The organism is Klebsiella sp. WP8-S18-ESBL-06, assembly GCF_014169755.1.
Taxonomy (GTDB): Bacteria; Pseudomonadota; Gammaproteobacteria; order Enterobacterales; family Enterobacteriaceae; genus Kluyvera; species Kluyvera ascorbata_B.
Genome location: NZ_AP022256.1, coordinates 2,530,878 through 2,546,535 on the forward strand (window position 1 = coordinate 2,530,878; position 15,658 = coordinate 2,546,535).

Annotated in this window: 11 protein-coding genes and 1 other RNA gene; 6 read left to right on the top strand and 6 right to left on the bottom strand. The window is 56.8% G+C overall.

All coding sequences use genetic code 11. The annotated features are described in order from the left end of the window. A complete protein-coding gene (locus tag H7R76_RS12090; protein ID WP_106929196.1) occupies positions 1-291 on the top strand; it encodes a putative quinol monooxygenase in 291 nt (96 codons plus the stop codon). A gap of 198 nt (positions 292-489) precedes the next feature. Here the strand turns inward: H7R76_RS12090 and menI are convergent, their stop codons facing one another. Both menI and ydiJ read right to left on the bottom strand, forming a co-directional pair. Beyond that, positions 490-900: a 1,4-dihydroxy-2-naphthoyl-CoA hydrolase gene (gene menI, locus H7R76_RS12095; RefSeq protein ID WP_106929198.1), complete on the bottom strand. Its 411-nt coding sequence runs from the start codon at positions 898-900 to the stop codon at positions 490-492. Beyond that, positions 897-3,953 carry a D-2-hydroxyglutarate dehydrogenase YdiJ gene (ydiJ, locus tag H7R76_RS12100; RefSeq protein WP_182965317.1) on the bottom strand — a complete coding sequence of 1,019 codons (3,057 nt, stop codon included), beginning with the start codon at positions 3,951-3,953 and terminating at the stop codon, positions 897-899. The genes menI and ydiJ overlap by 4 nt, the downstream gene beginning before the upstream one ends. Before the next feature lie 258 nt (positions 3,954-4,211). Between ydiJ and ydiK the strand changes: the two genes are divergently transcribed. Together ydiK and rprA are read left to right on the top strand one after the other, a co-directional pair. After that, the gene (gene ydiK, locus H7R76_RS12105) at positions 4,212-5,333 is read left to right on the top strand and encodes an AI-2E family transporter YdiK (RefSeq protein ID WP_106929202.1); all 1,122 of its coding nucleotides are present in this window, start codon (positions 4,212-4,214) and stop codon (positions 5,331-5,333) included. Between the two features lie 176 nt (positions 5,334-5,509). Then, an RNA gene (gene rprA, locus H7R76_RS12110) (antisense sRNA RprA) lies at positions 5,510-5,609 on the top strand. 47 nt (positions 5,610-5,656) lie between these two features. Here the strand turns inward: rprA and H7R76_RS12115 are convergent. Continuing rightward, positions 5,657-8,029, bottom strand: a complete 2,373-nt coding sequence (locus H7R76_RS12115) for a glycoside hydrolase family 3 N-terminal domain-containing protein (protein WP_106929204.1) — start codon at positions 8,027-8,029, stop codon at positions 5,657-5,659. Between the two features lie 217 nt (positions 8,030-8,246). Then, a complete protein-coding gene (gene ppsA / locus H7R76_RS12120; RefSeq protein WP_106929206.1) occupies positions 8,247-10,625 on the bottom strand; it encodes a phosphoenolpyruvate synthase in 2,379 nt (792 codons plus the stop codon). 331 nt (positions 10,626-10,956) lie between these two features. Here ppsA and ppsR point away from each other — a divergent pair, with 331 nt between their 5' ends. The 3 genes from ppsR to hemP all read left to right on the top strand — a co-directional run bounded on the left by ppsR (position 10,957) and on the right by hemP (position 13,308). Continuing rightward, the gene (gene ppsR / locus H7R76_RS12125) at positions 10,957-11,790 is read left to right on the top strand and encodes a posphoenolpyruvate synthetase regulatory kinase/phosphorylase PpsR (protein WP_106929208.1); all 834 of its coding nucleotides are present in this window, start codon (positions 10,957-10,959) and stop codon (positions 11,788-11,790) included. A gap of 153 nt (positions 11,791-11,943) precedes the next feature. Beyond that, entirely contained in the window at positions 11,944-12,990 is a 1,047-nt protein-coding gene (gene aroH, locus H7R76_RS12130) for a 3-deoxy-7-phosphoheptulonate synthase AroH (protein ID WP_106929210.1), read from the top strand. Positions 12,991-13,128: 138 nt separating this feature from the next. Continuing rightward, positions 13,129-13,308 carry a hemin uptake protein HemP gene (hemP, locus tag H7R76_RS12135; RefSeq protein ID WP_106929212.1) on the top strand — a complete coding sequence of 60 codons (180 nt, stop codon included), beginning with the start codon at positions 13,129-13,131 and terminating at the stop codon, positions 13,306-13,308. Positions 13,309-13,342: 34 nt separating this feature from the next. Here hemP and selO read toward each other — a convergent pair whose 3' ends face one another. After that, complete coding sequence (gene selO, locus H7R76_RS12140; RefSeq protein WP_182965319.1) at positions 13,343-14,785, bottom strand: protein adenylyltransferase SelO; 1,443 nt, start codon at positions 14,783-14,785, stop codon at positions 13,343-13,345. 61 nt (positions 14,786-14,846) lie between these two features. Beyond that, positions 14,847-15,560 carry an EAL domain-containing protein gene (locus H7R76_RS12145; protein ID WP_182965321.1) on the bottom strand — a complete coding sequence of 238 codons (714 nt, stop codon included), beginning with the start codon at positions 15,558-15,560 and terminating at the stop codon, positions 14,847-14,849. Positions 15,561-15,658: the final 98 nt, after the last annotated feature.

Sequence of the window (15,658 nt, forward strand, 5' to 3'; positions counted from 1 at the left end):
ATGATCGCGATACTTGCCGTGCTGAAGGCCCAACCGGGAAAAACGCAGGCGCTGCGCGAGGCGCTAAGCGCTCTGCTGCGACCCACGCGTGAGGAGCCAGGCAACCTCGAGTACGCGCTGTTTCAACGGCGCGATGAACCAGAGACATTTTACATGCACGAGCGCTGGCGCGACCAGGCTGCGCTGGACCATCATGTATCGCAGGCGCACTTTCAGGCGTTTGTTGGGCAAATGGATACTCTGCTGGCCGAGCCGCTACGGCTGGAATATTTAACGCCGATCGAGGCGTAAGTGCGTTAAGACTGATGACCACGTCCGAAAGCCCGATGGCGCTACGCTTATCAGGCCTACGTGGATGGCGTCACAGATTGAAATCGACATCCGTTATAGGCCAGATAAGTCGCTTGCGACGCCATCCGGCACAGCGCGGGCTGGTTTGTGAGCCATCTGAACGCGCTCCCCACAGGGAAGCGCGTTTTGCCTGAGGGCTTATACGACTGCCGTCGTCAGCCGCGAGGAGCAGCAAAGCCGCCCTTCATCGTCGAAGATTTCAATCTGCCAGACCTGATGGCGCCGCCCGGCATGCAGCGCTTTGCACACTCCACGAACCCGCCCGCTGCGCGCAGAGCGGATATGGTTGGCATTCACCTCCAGCCCCACCACCCGCTGATCGCCCTCCGTACACAGATATCCAGCCACCGACCCGAGGGTTTCAGCCAGCACCACCGACGCGCCGCCATGCAGCAGGCCAAACGGCTGATGAGTACGGTGGTCTACCGGCATGGTGGCCTCCAGCGAATCGTCGCCAATACTGTCGAACTGAATATCCAGCAGCCCGACCATATTGCCCTCGCCCATCGCGTTCAATGCCTCCAGCGTGGTTTGCCGTCTCCAGATCATCCGATAATCTCCAGTAAAGCCTGCAGGGGATGGCGTACGCCGTTACCTTCAACGCGCTTCACCTGGCTGCGGCAGGAATAGCCGGTTGCCAGACAGCGGTTGCGCGGCAGGCGCTGCATCGCCTGCTGCCACGATAGCGCATAAATGCCCAACGAATTGGCGTGATTCTTCACTTCATGGCCGTAGGTGCCCGCCATACCGCAGCAGCCGACGCTAACGTTCTCAAGCGTGGCGCCAAAGCGCGCAAAGATAGACGCCCACTGTTTCGGTGCCGTCGGCAGCGCGGTCACTTCCGTGCAGTGGCCGAACAGATACCAGGCCTCACCCGACGGCGACGGGCTTTCACGTTGTGCCAGCGCCTGCGGCAGCCATTCGTGCACCAGCATCACGTTGAAGTCGCCGCGTTTGTCGCCCAGAACCTGGTTGTATTCGTCGCGATAGCACAGCACCAACGCTGGATCGACGCCTACCATCGGCATCCCCAGCGCCGCCACCCGGTTCAGGTAGTCGGCGGTTTTCTGCGCCGTTTTGGTGAAACGGGTAACAAAGCCTTTAATATGCTGTGCCTTACCGTTCGGTGAAAACGGCAGCAGCACCGGCTGGTAGCCAAGCTTGTCGATGAGCCGGACAAAATCGGCCACTACCTGAGCATCGTAATAGCTGGTGAAGGGATCCTGTACAACCAGCACAGTCTGCGCTTTTTGCGCCGGAGTGAGCGTTTCCAACTGCTCCAGCGTCATATTGGCAGAACGGTGCGTCACCATCTGCTTTTGCAGCGACGGCGCGGAAAGCAGCGGCAGATCGACCATGCCGATGTGTTTTTCCGACAGCTTACGCACCAGCGGCTGGCTCATAAAGAAGTTAAAGGTTTTCGGCGCGCGGGCCATCAGCGGCGCGTAGCTTTCCACCGTCGCGACCAGATGATCGCGCACCGGGCGCAGATAGCGCGTGTGGTAGAGCTGCAGGAAGCGGGAGCGAAACTCCGGCACGTCGATTTTAATCGGGCACTGGGTTGAACAGGCTTTGCAGGCCAGACAGCCGGACATGGCCTCTTTAACCTCATGCGAAAAATCATACTCGCCCTTGCGCGCATGCCAGCTATTACGGGTGCGCTCGACCAGCGCACGCAGGCTGGCGCGTTTCTCCGGAAGCTCTTTTTCCAGCAGCAGCGGATCGACGCCGCGGTCGGCCAACAGGCGCAGCCATTCGCGCACCAGGGTCGCACGGCCTTTTGGCGAGTGCATCCGGTTGTTGGTGATCTTCATAGACGGGCACATTGGGCTTTTAGCGTCAAAGTTGAAGCACAGACCGTTGCCGTTACACTCCATCGCGCCACGCCACGCCGAACGCACGGTGACCGGAATTTGCCTGTCGAAAGTGCCGCGCTTCACCGCATCGACTTTCATCATTGGCGCATCAATACCTTCCGGCGGGCAGATTTTGCCCGGGTTCAGGCGGTTGTCCGGGTCAAATGCTGCTTTCACCTTCCGCAGTTCGCCGTACAGCTGCTCGCCGAAGAAGGCGGGACTGTACTCGGCGCGGAACCCTTTACCGTGCTCGCCCCACAGCAGACCGCCGTATTTCGCGGTCAGCGCCACCACCTCATCGGAGATCGTCTTCATCAGAATCTCCTGCTGCGGGTCGCACATATCCAGCGCTGGACGCACATGCAGTACGCCCGCATCCACGTGGCCAAACATGCCGTAGCTCAGGCCGTGGCTATCGAGCAGCGCGCGGAACTCAACAATATAGTCCGCCAGATGCTCCGGCGGCACGCAGGTATCTTCGGCAAAGGGAATCGGCTTGGCCGCGCCTTTTGCATTACCAAGCAGGCCGACGGCCTTTTTACGCATAGCATAGATACGTTCGATACCGTCCAGTTCGTTACAGCGCTGCCAGCCAATCACGCCGCCTTCTTGCTGGCTGATGAGTTCATCCAGACGCTGGCACAGTGCGCTGACCTGGCCTTCGATCAGCGCATCGTCATCACCGGCGAACTCCACGATATTGAGCCCGAGCATGTCTTTGTCGGGAACGTCGGTAATCAGTTCATTCACCGAATGCCAGACGATGTCTTCCCGCGCGAGGTTCAACACCTTAGAGTCAACGGTTTCAACCGACAGCGCGCGCGCTTCTACCATAAACGGCGCGTTGCGCAGCGCCGAGTCGAAGGAGTCGTATTTAATGTTGACCAGCCGGCGCACCTTCGGCAACGGCGTAATGTCCAGACGCGCTTCGGTAATAAACGCCAGCGTCCCTTCCGAACCGGTAAGAATGCGGGTCAGGTCAAACTCGGTCATCTCATCGTTAAAGACGTGACGCAGGTCGTAGCCGGTCAGGAAGCGGTTGAGTTTGGGGAATTTGTCGAGGATCAGCTGGCGGTTTTCGCGACAGCGTTCAAACACGGTGCGATAGATTCGCCCTACCGCCGACTGCTGTTTGGCCAGCGTTTCGGCCAGCGCGATCGGCACCGGTTGAGTATCCAGAATATCGCCGCCCAGCAACACGGCGCGCACGCCCAGCACGTGATCGGAGGTTTTACCGTACACCAGCGAACCCTGCCCGGAGGCGTCGGTATTGATCATCCCGCCCAGCGTTGCACGGTTACTGGTCGACAGTTCAGGTGAGAAAAAGTAGCCATAGGGCTTAAGATATTGATTAAGCTGATCCTTAATCACACCCGCTTCGACGCGCACCCAGCCCTCTTCAGGGTTGATTTCAATGATGCGATTCATATAGCGGGACATATCAATAATGATGCCCTGGTTCAACGACTGCCCGTTAGTGCCGGTGCCGCCGCCGCGCGGGGTGAAAACCAGGGATTGAAAACGTTCTTCCGCCGCCAGACGAGCCAGCAGCGCGACATCGGCGGTGGAGCGCGGGAATACCACCGCATCCGGGAGCAGCTGATAGATACTGTTATCGGTCGCCATCGTTAGCCTGTCGGCGTAGCGGGTGGCGGTATCGCCGGTAAAACCTTGTTGCTCCAGTGCCTGCAAATAATTCAGCACCAGCTGTACTACGCCGGGTGCCTGGGAAATCTGTGGGATCATTACGCTTGACCCTTTCTGAATGTTGTGTTGTACGCACCGTATGTTGCCGATTTGCGCATTCGCAGCAAACGGCAAAAAGACGGTGTATAAATAATTAATCGTTTGCGTCGTGCCGTTATCGTTTTATCACATTTTTTTCTTATACGCCCGGGAGTTTTTGTCGCAGAATCAGCGCCGGGAATTTATTGATATTGCTATCAATGAACGGATTTACGCTGCGTCAGTCCGCTGACGAGCAACAGAAGGTAAAACGCATTTATGAACACCATCCCTCGGCCTCGTGATATTCCACAAATACTGCTATCGGTGCTGTTTTTAGCGCTGATGATCATCGCCTGTTTATGGATTGTTCAGCCGTTTATTCTGGGCTTCGCCTGGGCGGCGACCATCGTCATTGCCACCTGGCCGGTGCTGCTTTGGTTCCAGCGCGTACTTTTTGGCCGACGCGGCCTTGCCGTGCTGGTCATGACGTTACTGCTTTTTTTACTGTTCGTTATTCCGATTGCGCTGCTGGTCAACAGCCTGGTTGATGGCAGCACGCCGCTGATTCACGCCATCACCAGCGGCACCTTAACCCTGCCGGACCTCGCCTGGCTGAACAGCATTCCGTTTATCGGCGATCGCCTGTACAGCGGCTGGCACAGCCTGCTCGATATGGGCGGCACCGCGCTGATGGCAAAGGTTCGCCCTTATATCGGCACCACAACCACGTGGTTTGTCGGTCAAGCGGCCCACGTGGGTCGGTTCCTGCTGCACAGCGGGCTGATGCTGTTGTTTAGCGCCCTGCTGTACTGGCAGGGGGAAAAGGTCGCTTTCGGGATGCGTTATTTTGCGACCCGCCTCGCTGCCAAGCGCGGTGATGCGGCGGTGCTGCTGGCCGGCCAGGCGATTCGCGCGGTCGCGCTGGGCGTAGTGGTCACGGCGCTGGTACAGGCCGTGCTGGGCGGGATTGGCCTGGGTATCTCTGGCGTACCCTACGCAACGCTGCTGACCGTCGTGATGATTTTCTCCTGCCTGGTGCAGCTTGGGCCGCTGATCGTGTTAGTGCCATGTATTATCTGGCTCTACTGGACCGGGGACACCACCTGGGGCACGGTGCTGCTGGTGTGGAGCTGCGTGGTAGGTACCATGGATAACGTCATTCGCCCGATGCTGATTCGCATGGGTGCCGACCTGCCGATGATCCTGATTCTCTCCGGCGTGATCGGCGGCCTGGTCGCCTTTGGTATGATTGGCCTGTTTATCGGGCCGGTACTGCTGGCCGTTTCGTGGCGTCTGTTTGATGCCTGGCTGCACGAAGTTCCCCCGCCATCGACTGACCCGGATGACGTTCTGGAAGAGCTCAGCGAGCTGGAAAAGAATAACTATCCGAAACCATAAGCACGTCAAAGGCGGGGAAACCCGCCTTGTTAGTTAAGCGACGCTGATTTAATGCGCCCCCTCGCCCCGCTCTATCCCCTCTGAACTGCGACATATCCCGGATATTATTCACATTTATTTAACTATTGAGACGAATCCGATCGACGGTAAAAAAGGCAATGCTTACTATTAACGTCAAGACATTAAATCAACCCCTTGATTTATATATCCCCTGAGTGAAACTAAGAATTGCTGTGTGTAGTCTTTGCCCATCTCCCACGATGGGCCTTTTTTTTTACCTGTGACACAGTAATGACCCGGATGCGTAACATCCGGGCAGCTGATTAATACCCCACTTCACAGCGGCTCATCATTTCCCAGTCTGACGACAGAACCCGGGTTTGACCGATGACCGACACCGTTACACGCCCCTGAATATCCGCTGATGAGCGCCCTACCTGCAGCTCAAATTCGCCCGGTTCGACGATACGCTGGCCTTCATAAGAGGTGAAGTTGAGCATATCGACCGGCAGCGTAAAGGTCAGCGTTGCCTGCTCACCCGGCGCTAAGGTGACGCGCTGGAAAGCCTTGAGCTCCTGCAGGGGACGCACCAGGCTGGCGACCTTGTCGCGCACATACAGCTGCACCACCTCGCTACCGCGGCGATCGGCGCGGTTGGTTACCGTCACCCGCAGGGCAATTTCGCCGTCGATCGCCACCTGTGATTCCGCTAGCTCCGGCGTTCCAAATTGGAAGTCACCCCAACCTTTTCCGTAGCCGAAGGGGTAACGCGCGCCAAAGTGAAACGCAAACGGCGTACCGCCGCTTTTGAGCTTGTGGTTATAGTAAAACGGCATCGCGCCCGCACTTTTAGGCACGCTCACCACCAGGCGCCCCTGCGGTTCGACGCGCCCGGTAAGCGCATCGGCAATGGCCCAGCCGCCTTCCTGTCCAGGCGCCCACGCCAGCATCAGCGCAGCGACCTTGCTTTCCAGCCCCTGGAGGCTGTATGGCCGTCCACCGGTCATCACCACCACGACCGGCTTGCCGGTATCGACCAACGCCTGTAGCAGCTGCTGCTGTACGCCAGGCAAATTCAGGCTGTCGGTATCTGACCCTTCCCCCACCGTGCCGCTCTGAAACAGACCGGCCAGATCGCCCACGCAGGCAACGACCACATCGCTTTCTTGCGCAGCGCGCACCGCGTCCGCAATCAGGCTCAGATCCTGCGAAACGGGAGAAGACTGCATCGGTTTGCCAGAACTGTCGCCCGGGAAGACCGGCGCGCCTGCCATCCGTTGCTCAATGATGTGGCAACCTTTCGCGTAACGTACGCGGTCTGCGCCAAGATAATCGCGCAGCGCCACCAGCGGCGTGGTCACCTGCGATGTTTTCTCAACCATATCGCTGATGATCAGATGCACCGGGAAGCTATAGCCGCTAAGCAGCGCCAGCGGATCGTCTGCCGTAGGACCAACGACCGCCACGGTCTGTTGGCCGGACAGCGGCAGCGCATCCCGGTTCTCAAGCAGCGTCATCGAGCGGGTCGCGACCTCACGCGCCACCTGACGCGTGGTCGCCGATTGCAGTGAGATGGCGTGTTCGTCGGTGTAAGGATGCTCAAACAGCCCCAGGCGGAATTTCTCCGTTAACGTCCTTGCGACAATCTCATCAATCTTTTCTGGCGTAATCAGCCCACGAGCCACCGCCTCGGCTAAATGACGCGCACAATCGTCCTTCGGCAGCTCAACGTCGAGACCGGCATTAAATGCCAGCGCCGCCGACTCAGCCGGATCGTGAGAGACACCATGGTGCTGGTGCAGCAGACTAACGCCGCCGTAATCGGCAACCACAATGCCGTCAAAGCCCCAGCGCTCGCGCAGAACCGTGGTCAGCAGGAAGCGGTCGCTGTGGCCCGGCTGATTGTCAATGTCGTGGTATGCGGGCATCACCGAACCGGCGTTGGCACGTTTCACCGCCATTTCAAACGGTAACAGGAAGGTATCGTTCAGCTCCCGGAAACCAAGATGAACCGGCGCATGGTTGCGCGCCCCTTCACTAAAGGAGTGACCGACATAATGTTTTAACGTTGCCAGCACGTCACGTTTTTCGCCCTGTAATCCCTCAACGTAGGCGCAGGCCATCACGCCCACCAGCCACGGGTCCTCGCCGAAGGTCTCTTCCGTCCGCCCCCATCGCACGTCGCGGGAGACATCCAGCACCGGCGCAAGCCCCTGCTTACAGCCGGTCGAGCGGGCTTCCTCGCCAATTTGCTGCGCGGCGCGTTTGACCAACTCAGGGTCCCAGGTGGAGCCGTAGTTTAATGATGACGGGAACAGCGTGGCGTCTTTACACAACAGGCCGACCAGACACTCTTCGTGGAACAGCGCAGGGATCCCCAGCCGCGTCTCTTCCATCAGCATTTTTTGCAGGCGGTTCGCCGCGCGCACGCCGGTTCTGGCATCGACAATGTGGGTGCCTAACGGACGGGTGATCTGCCCAACGCCCAGCTTGAGCCGCTCGCTCAGCGCGGTTTGTTCGCTGACGCCCGCAAACTCATCGCTCATGTCGGTACGTTCGCGATGATTGCCGTCGGGTGACAGCACCAGCCACCAGGCATGCATCTGAGCGTACTTCTCTTCCGGAGTCATTCGCGCCAGTAAATCGGCAACGCGTTCCTTGATGGGACGTTGAGGGTCTTTGTAAATCGGGGTCATAGCCACGCTCCTGATTCGCTGATAAATACCCGAAAACATTCAGGTAAGCACAAGGTATAAGTCTCAGTATTCAGAAGTGACCGGTGGGGAACAATTGTTGAAATTGCCTGCAGATTTACGATATTTGGTTTTTCTGGAGAAGTGTGATCGGCCGCAACTCCTGACCGATAAAAAAATCCCGGGTGCATTGACCCGGGATTTGCGCGTTACCGCAGCGTTATTTTTTCAGTTCAGCCAGGCTCAGCCAGGTTTGCACGACGGTGTCCGGGTTTAACGACAGGCTGTCGATCCCTTCTTCCATCAGCCAGGCGGCGAAGTCTTCGTGGTCAGACGGCCCCTGGCCGCAGATACCTACGTATTTGCCCTGTTTCTTCGCCGCGCGGATCGCCATCGACAGCAGCGCTTTCACCGCGTCATTGCGTTCGTCGAACAGCGCAGACACAACGCCGGAGTCACGGTCCAGGCCCAGCGCCAGCTGCGTCATATCGTTTGAACCGATAGAGAAGCCATCGAAGTGCTCAAGGAACTGTTCGGCCAGCAGGGCGTTGGACGGAATCTCACACATCATAATGATCTTCAGCCCGTTTTCACCGCGCTTAAGCCCTTGACGCGCCAGTTCATCAACCACCGCTTTCGCCTGCTCTACGGTACGTACGAACGGCACCATGATTTCAACGTTGGTCAGGCCCATTTCGTTACGCACGCGTTTCACCGCATCGCACTCCAGTGCGAAACAGTCGCGGAAGCTTTCCGACACGTAGCGACCGGCACCGCGGAAGCCCAGCATCGGGTTTTCCTCTTCCGGTTCGTAGCGCTCGCCACCGACCAGGTTAGCGTATTCGTTCGACTTAAAGTCAGACAGACGCACGATAACGCGCTTCGGATAGAATGCCGCGCCCAGCGTCGCGATCCCTTCCGTCAGACGGCCGACGTAGAACTCTTTCGGCGAGTCGAAGCCTTTCATCAGCTCGCGGATTTCGTTTTGCAGCTTCGGCTCCTGGTCATCAAACTCCAGCAGCGCACGCGGGTGCACGCCAATCATGCGGTTAATGATGAACTCCAGACGCGCCAGCCCCACGCCTTCGTTCGGCAGGCAGGCAAAGTCAAACGCGCGATCCGGGTTACCGACGTTCATCATCACCTTCAACGGCAGGTCCGGCATGGTGTCCACGCTGGAGCTTTTCACGCTGAAGTCCAACAGATCGGCGTAGACGTATCCGGTGTCGCCTTCGGCACAGGAAACGGTGACCTTTTCATCATCCTTCATACGCTCGGTGGCATCGCCGCAGCCAACCACCGCCGGGATCCCCAGCTCACGGGCGATAATCGCCGCGTGGCAGGTACGCCCGCCGCGGTTGGTGACGATCGCCGCCGCTTTTTTCATGATCGGCTCCCAATCCGGGTCGGTCATGTCGGTCACCAGCACATCGCCCGGCTGAATGCGGTTCATTTCACTGATGTCCTGAATGACTTTTACCGGGCCCGCTCCGATGCGGTGGCCGATAGCACGCCCTTCAGAAACGATGCGCCCCTGCGAGTGCAGCGTGTAACGCTCCATCACCTGCCCGCGAGAGCGAACGGTCTCAGGACGCGCCTGAACGATAAACAGCTTGCCGGTGTGGCCGTCTTTCGCCCACTCGATGTCCATTGGACGGCCGTAGTGTTTTTCGATCTGTACAGCCTGCTTCGCCAGCTCCTGCACTTCATCGTTGGTCAGCGAGAAAATATCGCTTTGCTGCTGCGGCACGTCTTCAATACGCACCTGCTTGCCATGCTCCTGCGTAGGTGCGTAGACCATACGGATCTTTTTCGACCCCATGGTACGACGTACAATCGCCGGGCGACCCGCGGCCAGCGTCGGCTTGTGCACGTAGAACTCATCCGGGTTCACCGCGCCCTGCACCACCATTTCACCCAGCCCCCACGCGGAGGTGATAAACACCACCTGGTCGAAGCCAGATTCGGTATCAATCGAGAACATCACGCCGGAAGACGCCAGATCGGAGCGGACCATCAGCTGCACGCCTGCAGAAAGCGCAACGCCCCGGTGGTCATAGCCCTGGTGAACGCGGTATGAGATCGCGCGGTCATTAAACAGTGACGCAAACACATGTTTCACCGCCACGAGTACAGCATCGTAGCCCTGCACGTTCAGGAAGGTTTCCTGCTGGCCAGCAAACGAGGCGTCCGGCATATCTTCCGCCGTGGCGGAGGAACGCACGGCGAAGGAGGCGTTGGCGTTATCGGCGGCCAGTTGGTTATAGGCTTCGTGAATAGCCTCTTCCAGTTCGCTCTGGAAAGGAGTGTCGATGATCCACTGGCGGATCTGCGCGCCGGCTTTCGCCAGAGCGGTAACGTCGTCAATATCGGTGTTATCCAGCAGTTGATAAATCTGCTGGTTCACGCCGCTCTGGTCGAGAAACTGATTAAACGCATCGGCAGTGGTGGCAAATCCGTTGGGCACGGATACGCCCATTCCGGACAAATTAGTAATCATTTCACCCAAGGAGGCATTTTTGCCTCCAACTCTGTCTACATCATTCATGCCGAGTTGGTTGTACCAAAGCACCAGCGGTGACGAGCCATTGTTGGACATCGAGACAATCCTTTTTTGATTTAAAGAAGCAGTGATAAGAAACGACTGACTACTCAAAATATCTTGGCATATTTAAACCGCTGAAAAAAACGGTGAATCGTGTAAGCAAATTATTTTTTTACTTTTTAGGATTGATTCCTGATTATTCATAACCTACTGATTAGCCTGAAAAGGCACAGTAACCAGCGGTCTATTGGCAGCTTTTGGAAATTGAAACGACCATTTCATTAAAAATAAAAATACCATTTCATTTTTATTTTTAAGACAAAGATGAGCGGCTTGTGTTTAAATTTAATTTACCCTTTCAGGCAATTAACGGGAGTCAAGCAATATGGATAACGCAGTCGACAGGCAGGTATTTTATATTTCCGACGGTACCGCGATCACCGCCGAAGTGCTCGGTCATGCGGTGATGTCACAGTTCCCGGTGGCGATCAACAGCATTACCCTGCCCTTTATCGAAAGCGAAAGCCGCGCACGGGCGGTGAAGGAACAGATAGACGCCATCTATCAGCAAACGGGCGTGCGCCCGTTAGTGTTCTATTCGATCGTTATTCCTGAAATTCGTGACATTATTCTGCAATGTGAAGGGTTTTGTCAGGATATCGTGCAGGCGCTGGTGGCCCCGCTTCAGGAGGAACTTCAGCTTGATCCTACGCCGATTGCCCATCGAACCCACGGCCTCACCCCCGGTAATCTGACCAAGTACGATGCGCGTATTGCCGCCATTGACTACACGCTGGCGCACGATGACGGCATCTCATTACGCAACCTCGATCAGGCGCAGGTCATTTTGCTTGGCGTCTCGCGCTGCGGCAAAACACCGACCAGCCTTTATCTGGCGATGCAGTTTGGTATTCGCGCCGCCAACTATCCGTTTATTGCCGATGACATGGACAACCTCGTCCTGCCCGCCTCGTTAAAGCCGCTACAGCATAAACTGTTTGGTCTGACCATTAACCCTGAACGGCTGGCGGCAATCCGTGAAGAGCGCCGTGAGAACAGTCGCTATGCGTCAATGCGCCAGTGCCGGATGGAGGTCGCTGAGGTTGAGGCACTGTATCGTCGTAATCAGATCCCCTGGATCAACAGCACCAATTACTCAGTCGAAGAAATTGCTACCAAAATCATGGACATCATGGGATTAAGCCGCAGAATGTACTAATACACTAGTACAATGCAGCAATTTTGTTTATCATGGCTTTGTGATTGAGCGCACATCACCTGCCACGCTTGAATTAAGCGCAGATTGGTTTATCGTGATGTGCATCACTTCTCGGCATTTTGGCCGACGAAGCAACAAATTTCTGAGACTTCCATGAATAAGACCGATGAATTGCGTACCGCTCGAATTGAGAGCCTGATTACGCCTGCTGAACTTGCTCAGCGACACCCCGTATCACCTGAAGTTGCGGCTCATGTCACCGCATCACGCCAGCGTATTGAAAAAATTCTCAACGGTGAAGATCGTCGTCTGTTGGCGATCGTCGGCCCCTGCTCAATTCACGATCTGGATGCGGCAATGGACTACGCCCGCCGTCTTCAGGTTCTGCGTGAAAAGCACCAGGGTGAGCTGGAAATTGTGATGCGCACGTATTTTGAAAAACCGCGCACCGTGGTGGGCTGGAAAGGGTTGATTTCCGACCCGGATCTCAACGGCAGTTACCGCGTAAACCACGGCATTGAGCTGGCACGTAAACTGCTGCTCCAGGTGAATACCCTCGGCGTGCCGACGGCAACCGAGTTTCTCGATATGGTTACCGGCCAGTTTATTGCTGACCTGATCAGCTGGGGCGCCATTGGCGCGCGCACCACCGAAAGCCAGATTCACCGGGAAATGGCCTCAGCGCTCTCCTGCCCGGTCGGTTTTAAAAACGGTACCGACGGTAACACCCGCATTGCCGTCGATGCCATCCGTGCCGCCCGCGCCAGCCATATGTTCCTGTCGCCGGATAAAAACGGCCAGATGACTATCTACCAGACCAGCGGGAATCCGTATGGTCATATCATTATGCGTGGGGGTAAAAAACCAAACTACCATGCCGATGATATTGCCGTCGCCTGCGACACGCTGCATCAGTTCGATCTACCGGAGCATCTGGTGGTCGACTTTAGCCACGGTAACTGCCAGAAGCAGCATCGTCGCCAGCTGGAAGTGTGTGACGATATTTGTCAGCAGATCCGCAACGGTTCGTCGGCTATTGCCGGCATCATGGCGGAAAGCTTCCTGCGTGAAGGGACGCAAAAAATTGTTGCCGACCAGCCCCTCACCTACGGCCAGTCGATTACCGATCCGTGCCTGAGCTGGGAAGATACGGAACTGCTGCTGGAAAAACTGGCCGCAGCGGTCGCGACTCGCCTGTAATGCCCCCGCCCGCCGGACATCGGCGGGTGTTTTCCCTCCTGCCGTTCATTTGCGTAATAAATAAGACTTGCGGTTAACTTATTGAATATTGATAATAGTTATCATTGTTACATTAATTTTCATTATTAAATAACGCAAATGGATACGTGCGCAACGCAGGAACCGCAAAAGGATCATACTCCTCATCCCCTACCCAACGACCGCCGGGTCGACAGTAAAACGCTGCTGGGCCAGGAAGGCAGGTTAATCATTGAACACGGTGAGCAGCGCTATCTGCTGCGTCAAACTCAGGCAGGAAAACTGATACTGACGAAATAGCTGCGCCGCCGTTTGCTGGCGCAGCCAATAGCCCTTAGCTTGAACAGCTGACTTCCAGTCGTTTGCCCCAGTCCGGCGGACGACGGCTGTATTCGTCGTCACGATCGCACCACGGATCGCGAAGCGCATCGTGCAGGCGATGCAGTTCCTGATAGTCCCCCTTCTCCGCCTGCTCAATCGCCCGCTGGGCCAGCCAGTTTCGCAGCACAATGGCAGGATTGGCCTGCTTCATCGCCTGCTGACGCTGCGCATCATCAACCTGCTCTTGCTGTAAGCGCGCGCGATACTGCGTAAACCAGGTGTCAAACGCCGCACGATCGATAAACTCATCGCGCAGCGGCGAGGCGCCGTTATGCTGCTCAGTTTCGCTAAGCAGACGGAAGGTTCGGCTGTAGTCGCTGCCCTCGCGCTCCATCAGCGCATACAATCCATTCAGCAGATCGTTGTCGCCATTTTCTTCGCTAAACAGCCCCAGTTTACGGCGCATTCGCTGACCGTACTCGCGGAAGAGCACCGTCTGATAGTCGTCGAGCGCCGCATTAAGCGTATCGACCGCAATCAGCGGAGACAGCGCCTGCGCCAGGCACTGAAGGTTCCACAGCCCTACGGCGGGCTGGTTATCGAAGCGGTAGCGGCCCTGATGATCGGAATGGTTACAGATAAAGGCGGGCTGATAGTCATCGAGGAAACCGAACGGACCATAGTCCAGCGTCAGCCCCAGAATCGACATGTTGTCCGTATTCATCACCCCATGGGCAAAGCCGACCGTTTGCCAACGGGCAATCATCCGCGCGGTGCGGGCGACAATATCCTGGAACCACAGTGCGTAGCCGTCGGCCTCATGCTGCAAGTGCGGCCAGTAATGGCGGATGGCGAAGTCTGCCAGCGTACGCACACTGTCGATATCGTGGCGATAGTAGAAATGCTCGAAATGCCCGAAACGAATATGGCTTTCGGCAATGCGCATCAGCATCGCACCGGACTCGACCGTTTCACGGTACACCGGCGTATCGCTGGTGACTATCGTCAGCGCGCGAGTACCGGGAATACCCAGATAATGCAGCGCCTCAGAAGCCAGACTTTCGCGGATAGTTGAGCGTAACACCGCGCGGCCGTCGCCCATACGTGAATACGGCGTCAGCCCTGCGCCCTTGAGGTGCCAGTCAACCGTGCGGCCATTCGACAGCTGCTGTTCACCAAGCAAAATACCCCGCCCGTCACCCAGTTGACCGGCCCATGCGCCAAACTGATGACCGCTGTAGACCTGGGCCAACGGCGACATGCCCGGCAGCAGCGCTTCACCGCCCCAGACGCCAGCGCCCTGTGCAGGGGTAAAGAGTGATTCCGGTATCTCAAGCTCTTGCGCCAACGGTGCGTTGTGCCAGATAACGCGAGCGTTATGCAGCGGCGTGGGCCGTAGCGCTGTGTAAAAACCTGGCAGCTCGTCGCGCCAGCGGGTGTTAAATGACAGGTTCATGGTTCCTCCTGCCCGTAGTGTATTGGGTTACTGTACGTTAAACACCCGGGTAAGAGCAGGGTTATTGTTGAACGAGGGTGATGAGGGAGGATTCGGCAACGACAGGCCACAGGCTGCCGAGCATACCGCTAAAGCCATAGGACGCGACGCGCTGACGCGTATTGTCGTCATCGACGCCGGAAATCATGATTCCCTGACAGTAAGGCTGGATCTGCGTCACGATAGCGCGCATAAACGGCTCAAATGACGCAGATCTCGCCTGCCGCTGTACAAAGTTGCGGTCGAGTACGACACGGCTAAACAGCCCGCTAAACACCGCCCGGGTAGAGGCATCACCGGACCCAAAGTCGCTTAAGACCAATGGAAAGTACAGGCTCAGCTGCGCCAGCGGATGCTGATCGTCTATTTGATTCAGCCCTGGGAAACTTTCACTGACGGCTAATTCGAGAAACGGAAAACGCTGAGCGCTGGCGGCCAGTTCAGCATCGGCCAGCAGCACGTCTACGAGGCTAGGGGGGATCGTTATCCAGGCTTTGAGATTGTGCTGAAGAAAGAACAGCTGGCAGTTGTTCAGCAGCGCCAGCTTTTCCTCGAAGAGAGTGATTTCTTGCTGCGGCGTCAGGCGCGGCAGCACCAGGCCGGTGGGAATGCGGATGTCGTTATCAATACCGCTAAACTGGCTGACAATTTTCAGACCGACAAGCTGCCCGTCGCTATTTCTCGCGGGTAGGAAAAACAATTGAGAACAATACGTATTATCCAGCGATACCATCATTGCGACTGCCCTTCACTAAAAGTCATGTCCGGGTTCCTGACGTCACAAAGCAAAAAACCTACGGTAGTGAATGTGGTGGTTATTCCTTTCATCGGTCC

Bases quoted from the DNA above. Each gene is read 5' to 3' on its own strand.
- H7R76_RS12090 (WP_106929196.1), top strand. From the start codon at position 1: ATGATCGCGATACTTGCCGTGCTGAAGGCCCAACCGGGAAAAACGCAG.
- menI (WP_106929198.1), bottom strand. From the start codon at position 900: ATGATCTGGAGACGGCAAACCACGCTGGAGGCATTGAACGCGATGGGC.
- ydiJ (WP_182965317.1), bottom strand. From the start codon at position 3,953: ATGATCCCACAGATTTCCCAGGCACCCGGCGTAGTACAGCTGGTGCTG.
- ydiK (WP_106929202.1), top strand. From the start codon at position 4,212: ATGAACACCATCCCTCGGCCTCGTGATATTCCACAAATACTGCTATCG.
- H7R76_RS12115 (WP_106929204.1), bottom strand. From the start codon at position 8,029: ATGACCCCGATTTACAAAGACCCTCAACGTCCCATCAAGGAACGCGTT.
- ppsA (WP_106929206.1), bottom strand. From the start codon at position 10,625: ATGTCCAACAATGGCTCGTCACCGCTGGTGCTTTGGTACAACCAACTC.
- ppsR (WP_106929208.1), top strand. From the start codon at position 10,957: ATGGATAACGCAGTCGACAGGCAGGTATTTTATATTTCCGACGGTACC.
- aroH (WP_106929210.1), top strand. From the start codon at position 11,944: ATGAATAAGACCGATGAATTGCGTACCGCTCGAATTGAGAGCCTGATT.
- hemP (WP_106929212.1), top strand. From the start codon at position 13,129: ATGGATACGTGCGCAACGCAGGAACCGCAAAAGGATCATACTCCTCAT.
- selO (WP_182965319.1), bottom strand. From the start codon at position 14,785: ATGAACCTGTCATTTAACACCCGCTGGCGCGACGAGCTGCCAGGTTTT.
- H7R76_RS12145 (WP_182965321.1), bottom strand. From the start codon at position 15,560: ATGATGGTATCGCTGGATAATACGTATTGTTCTCAATTGTTTTTCCTA.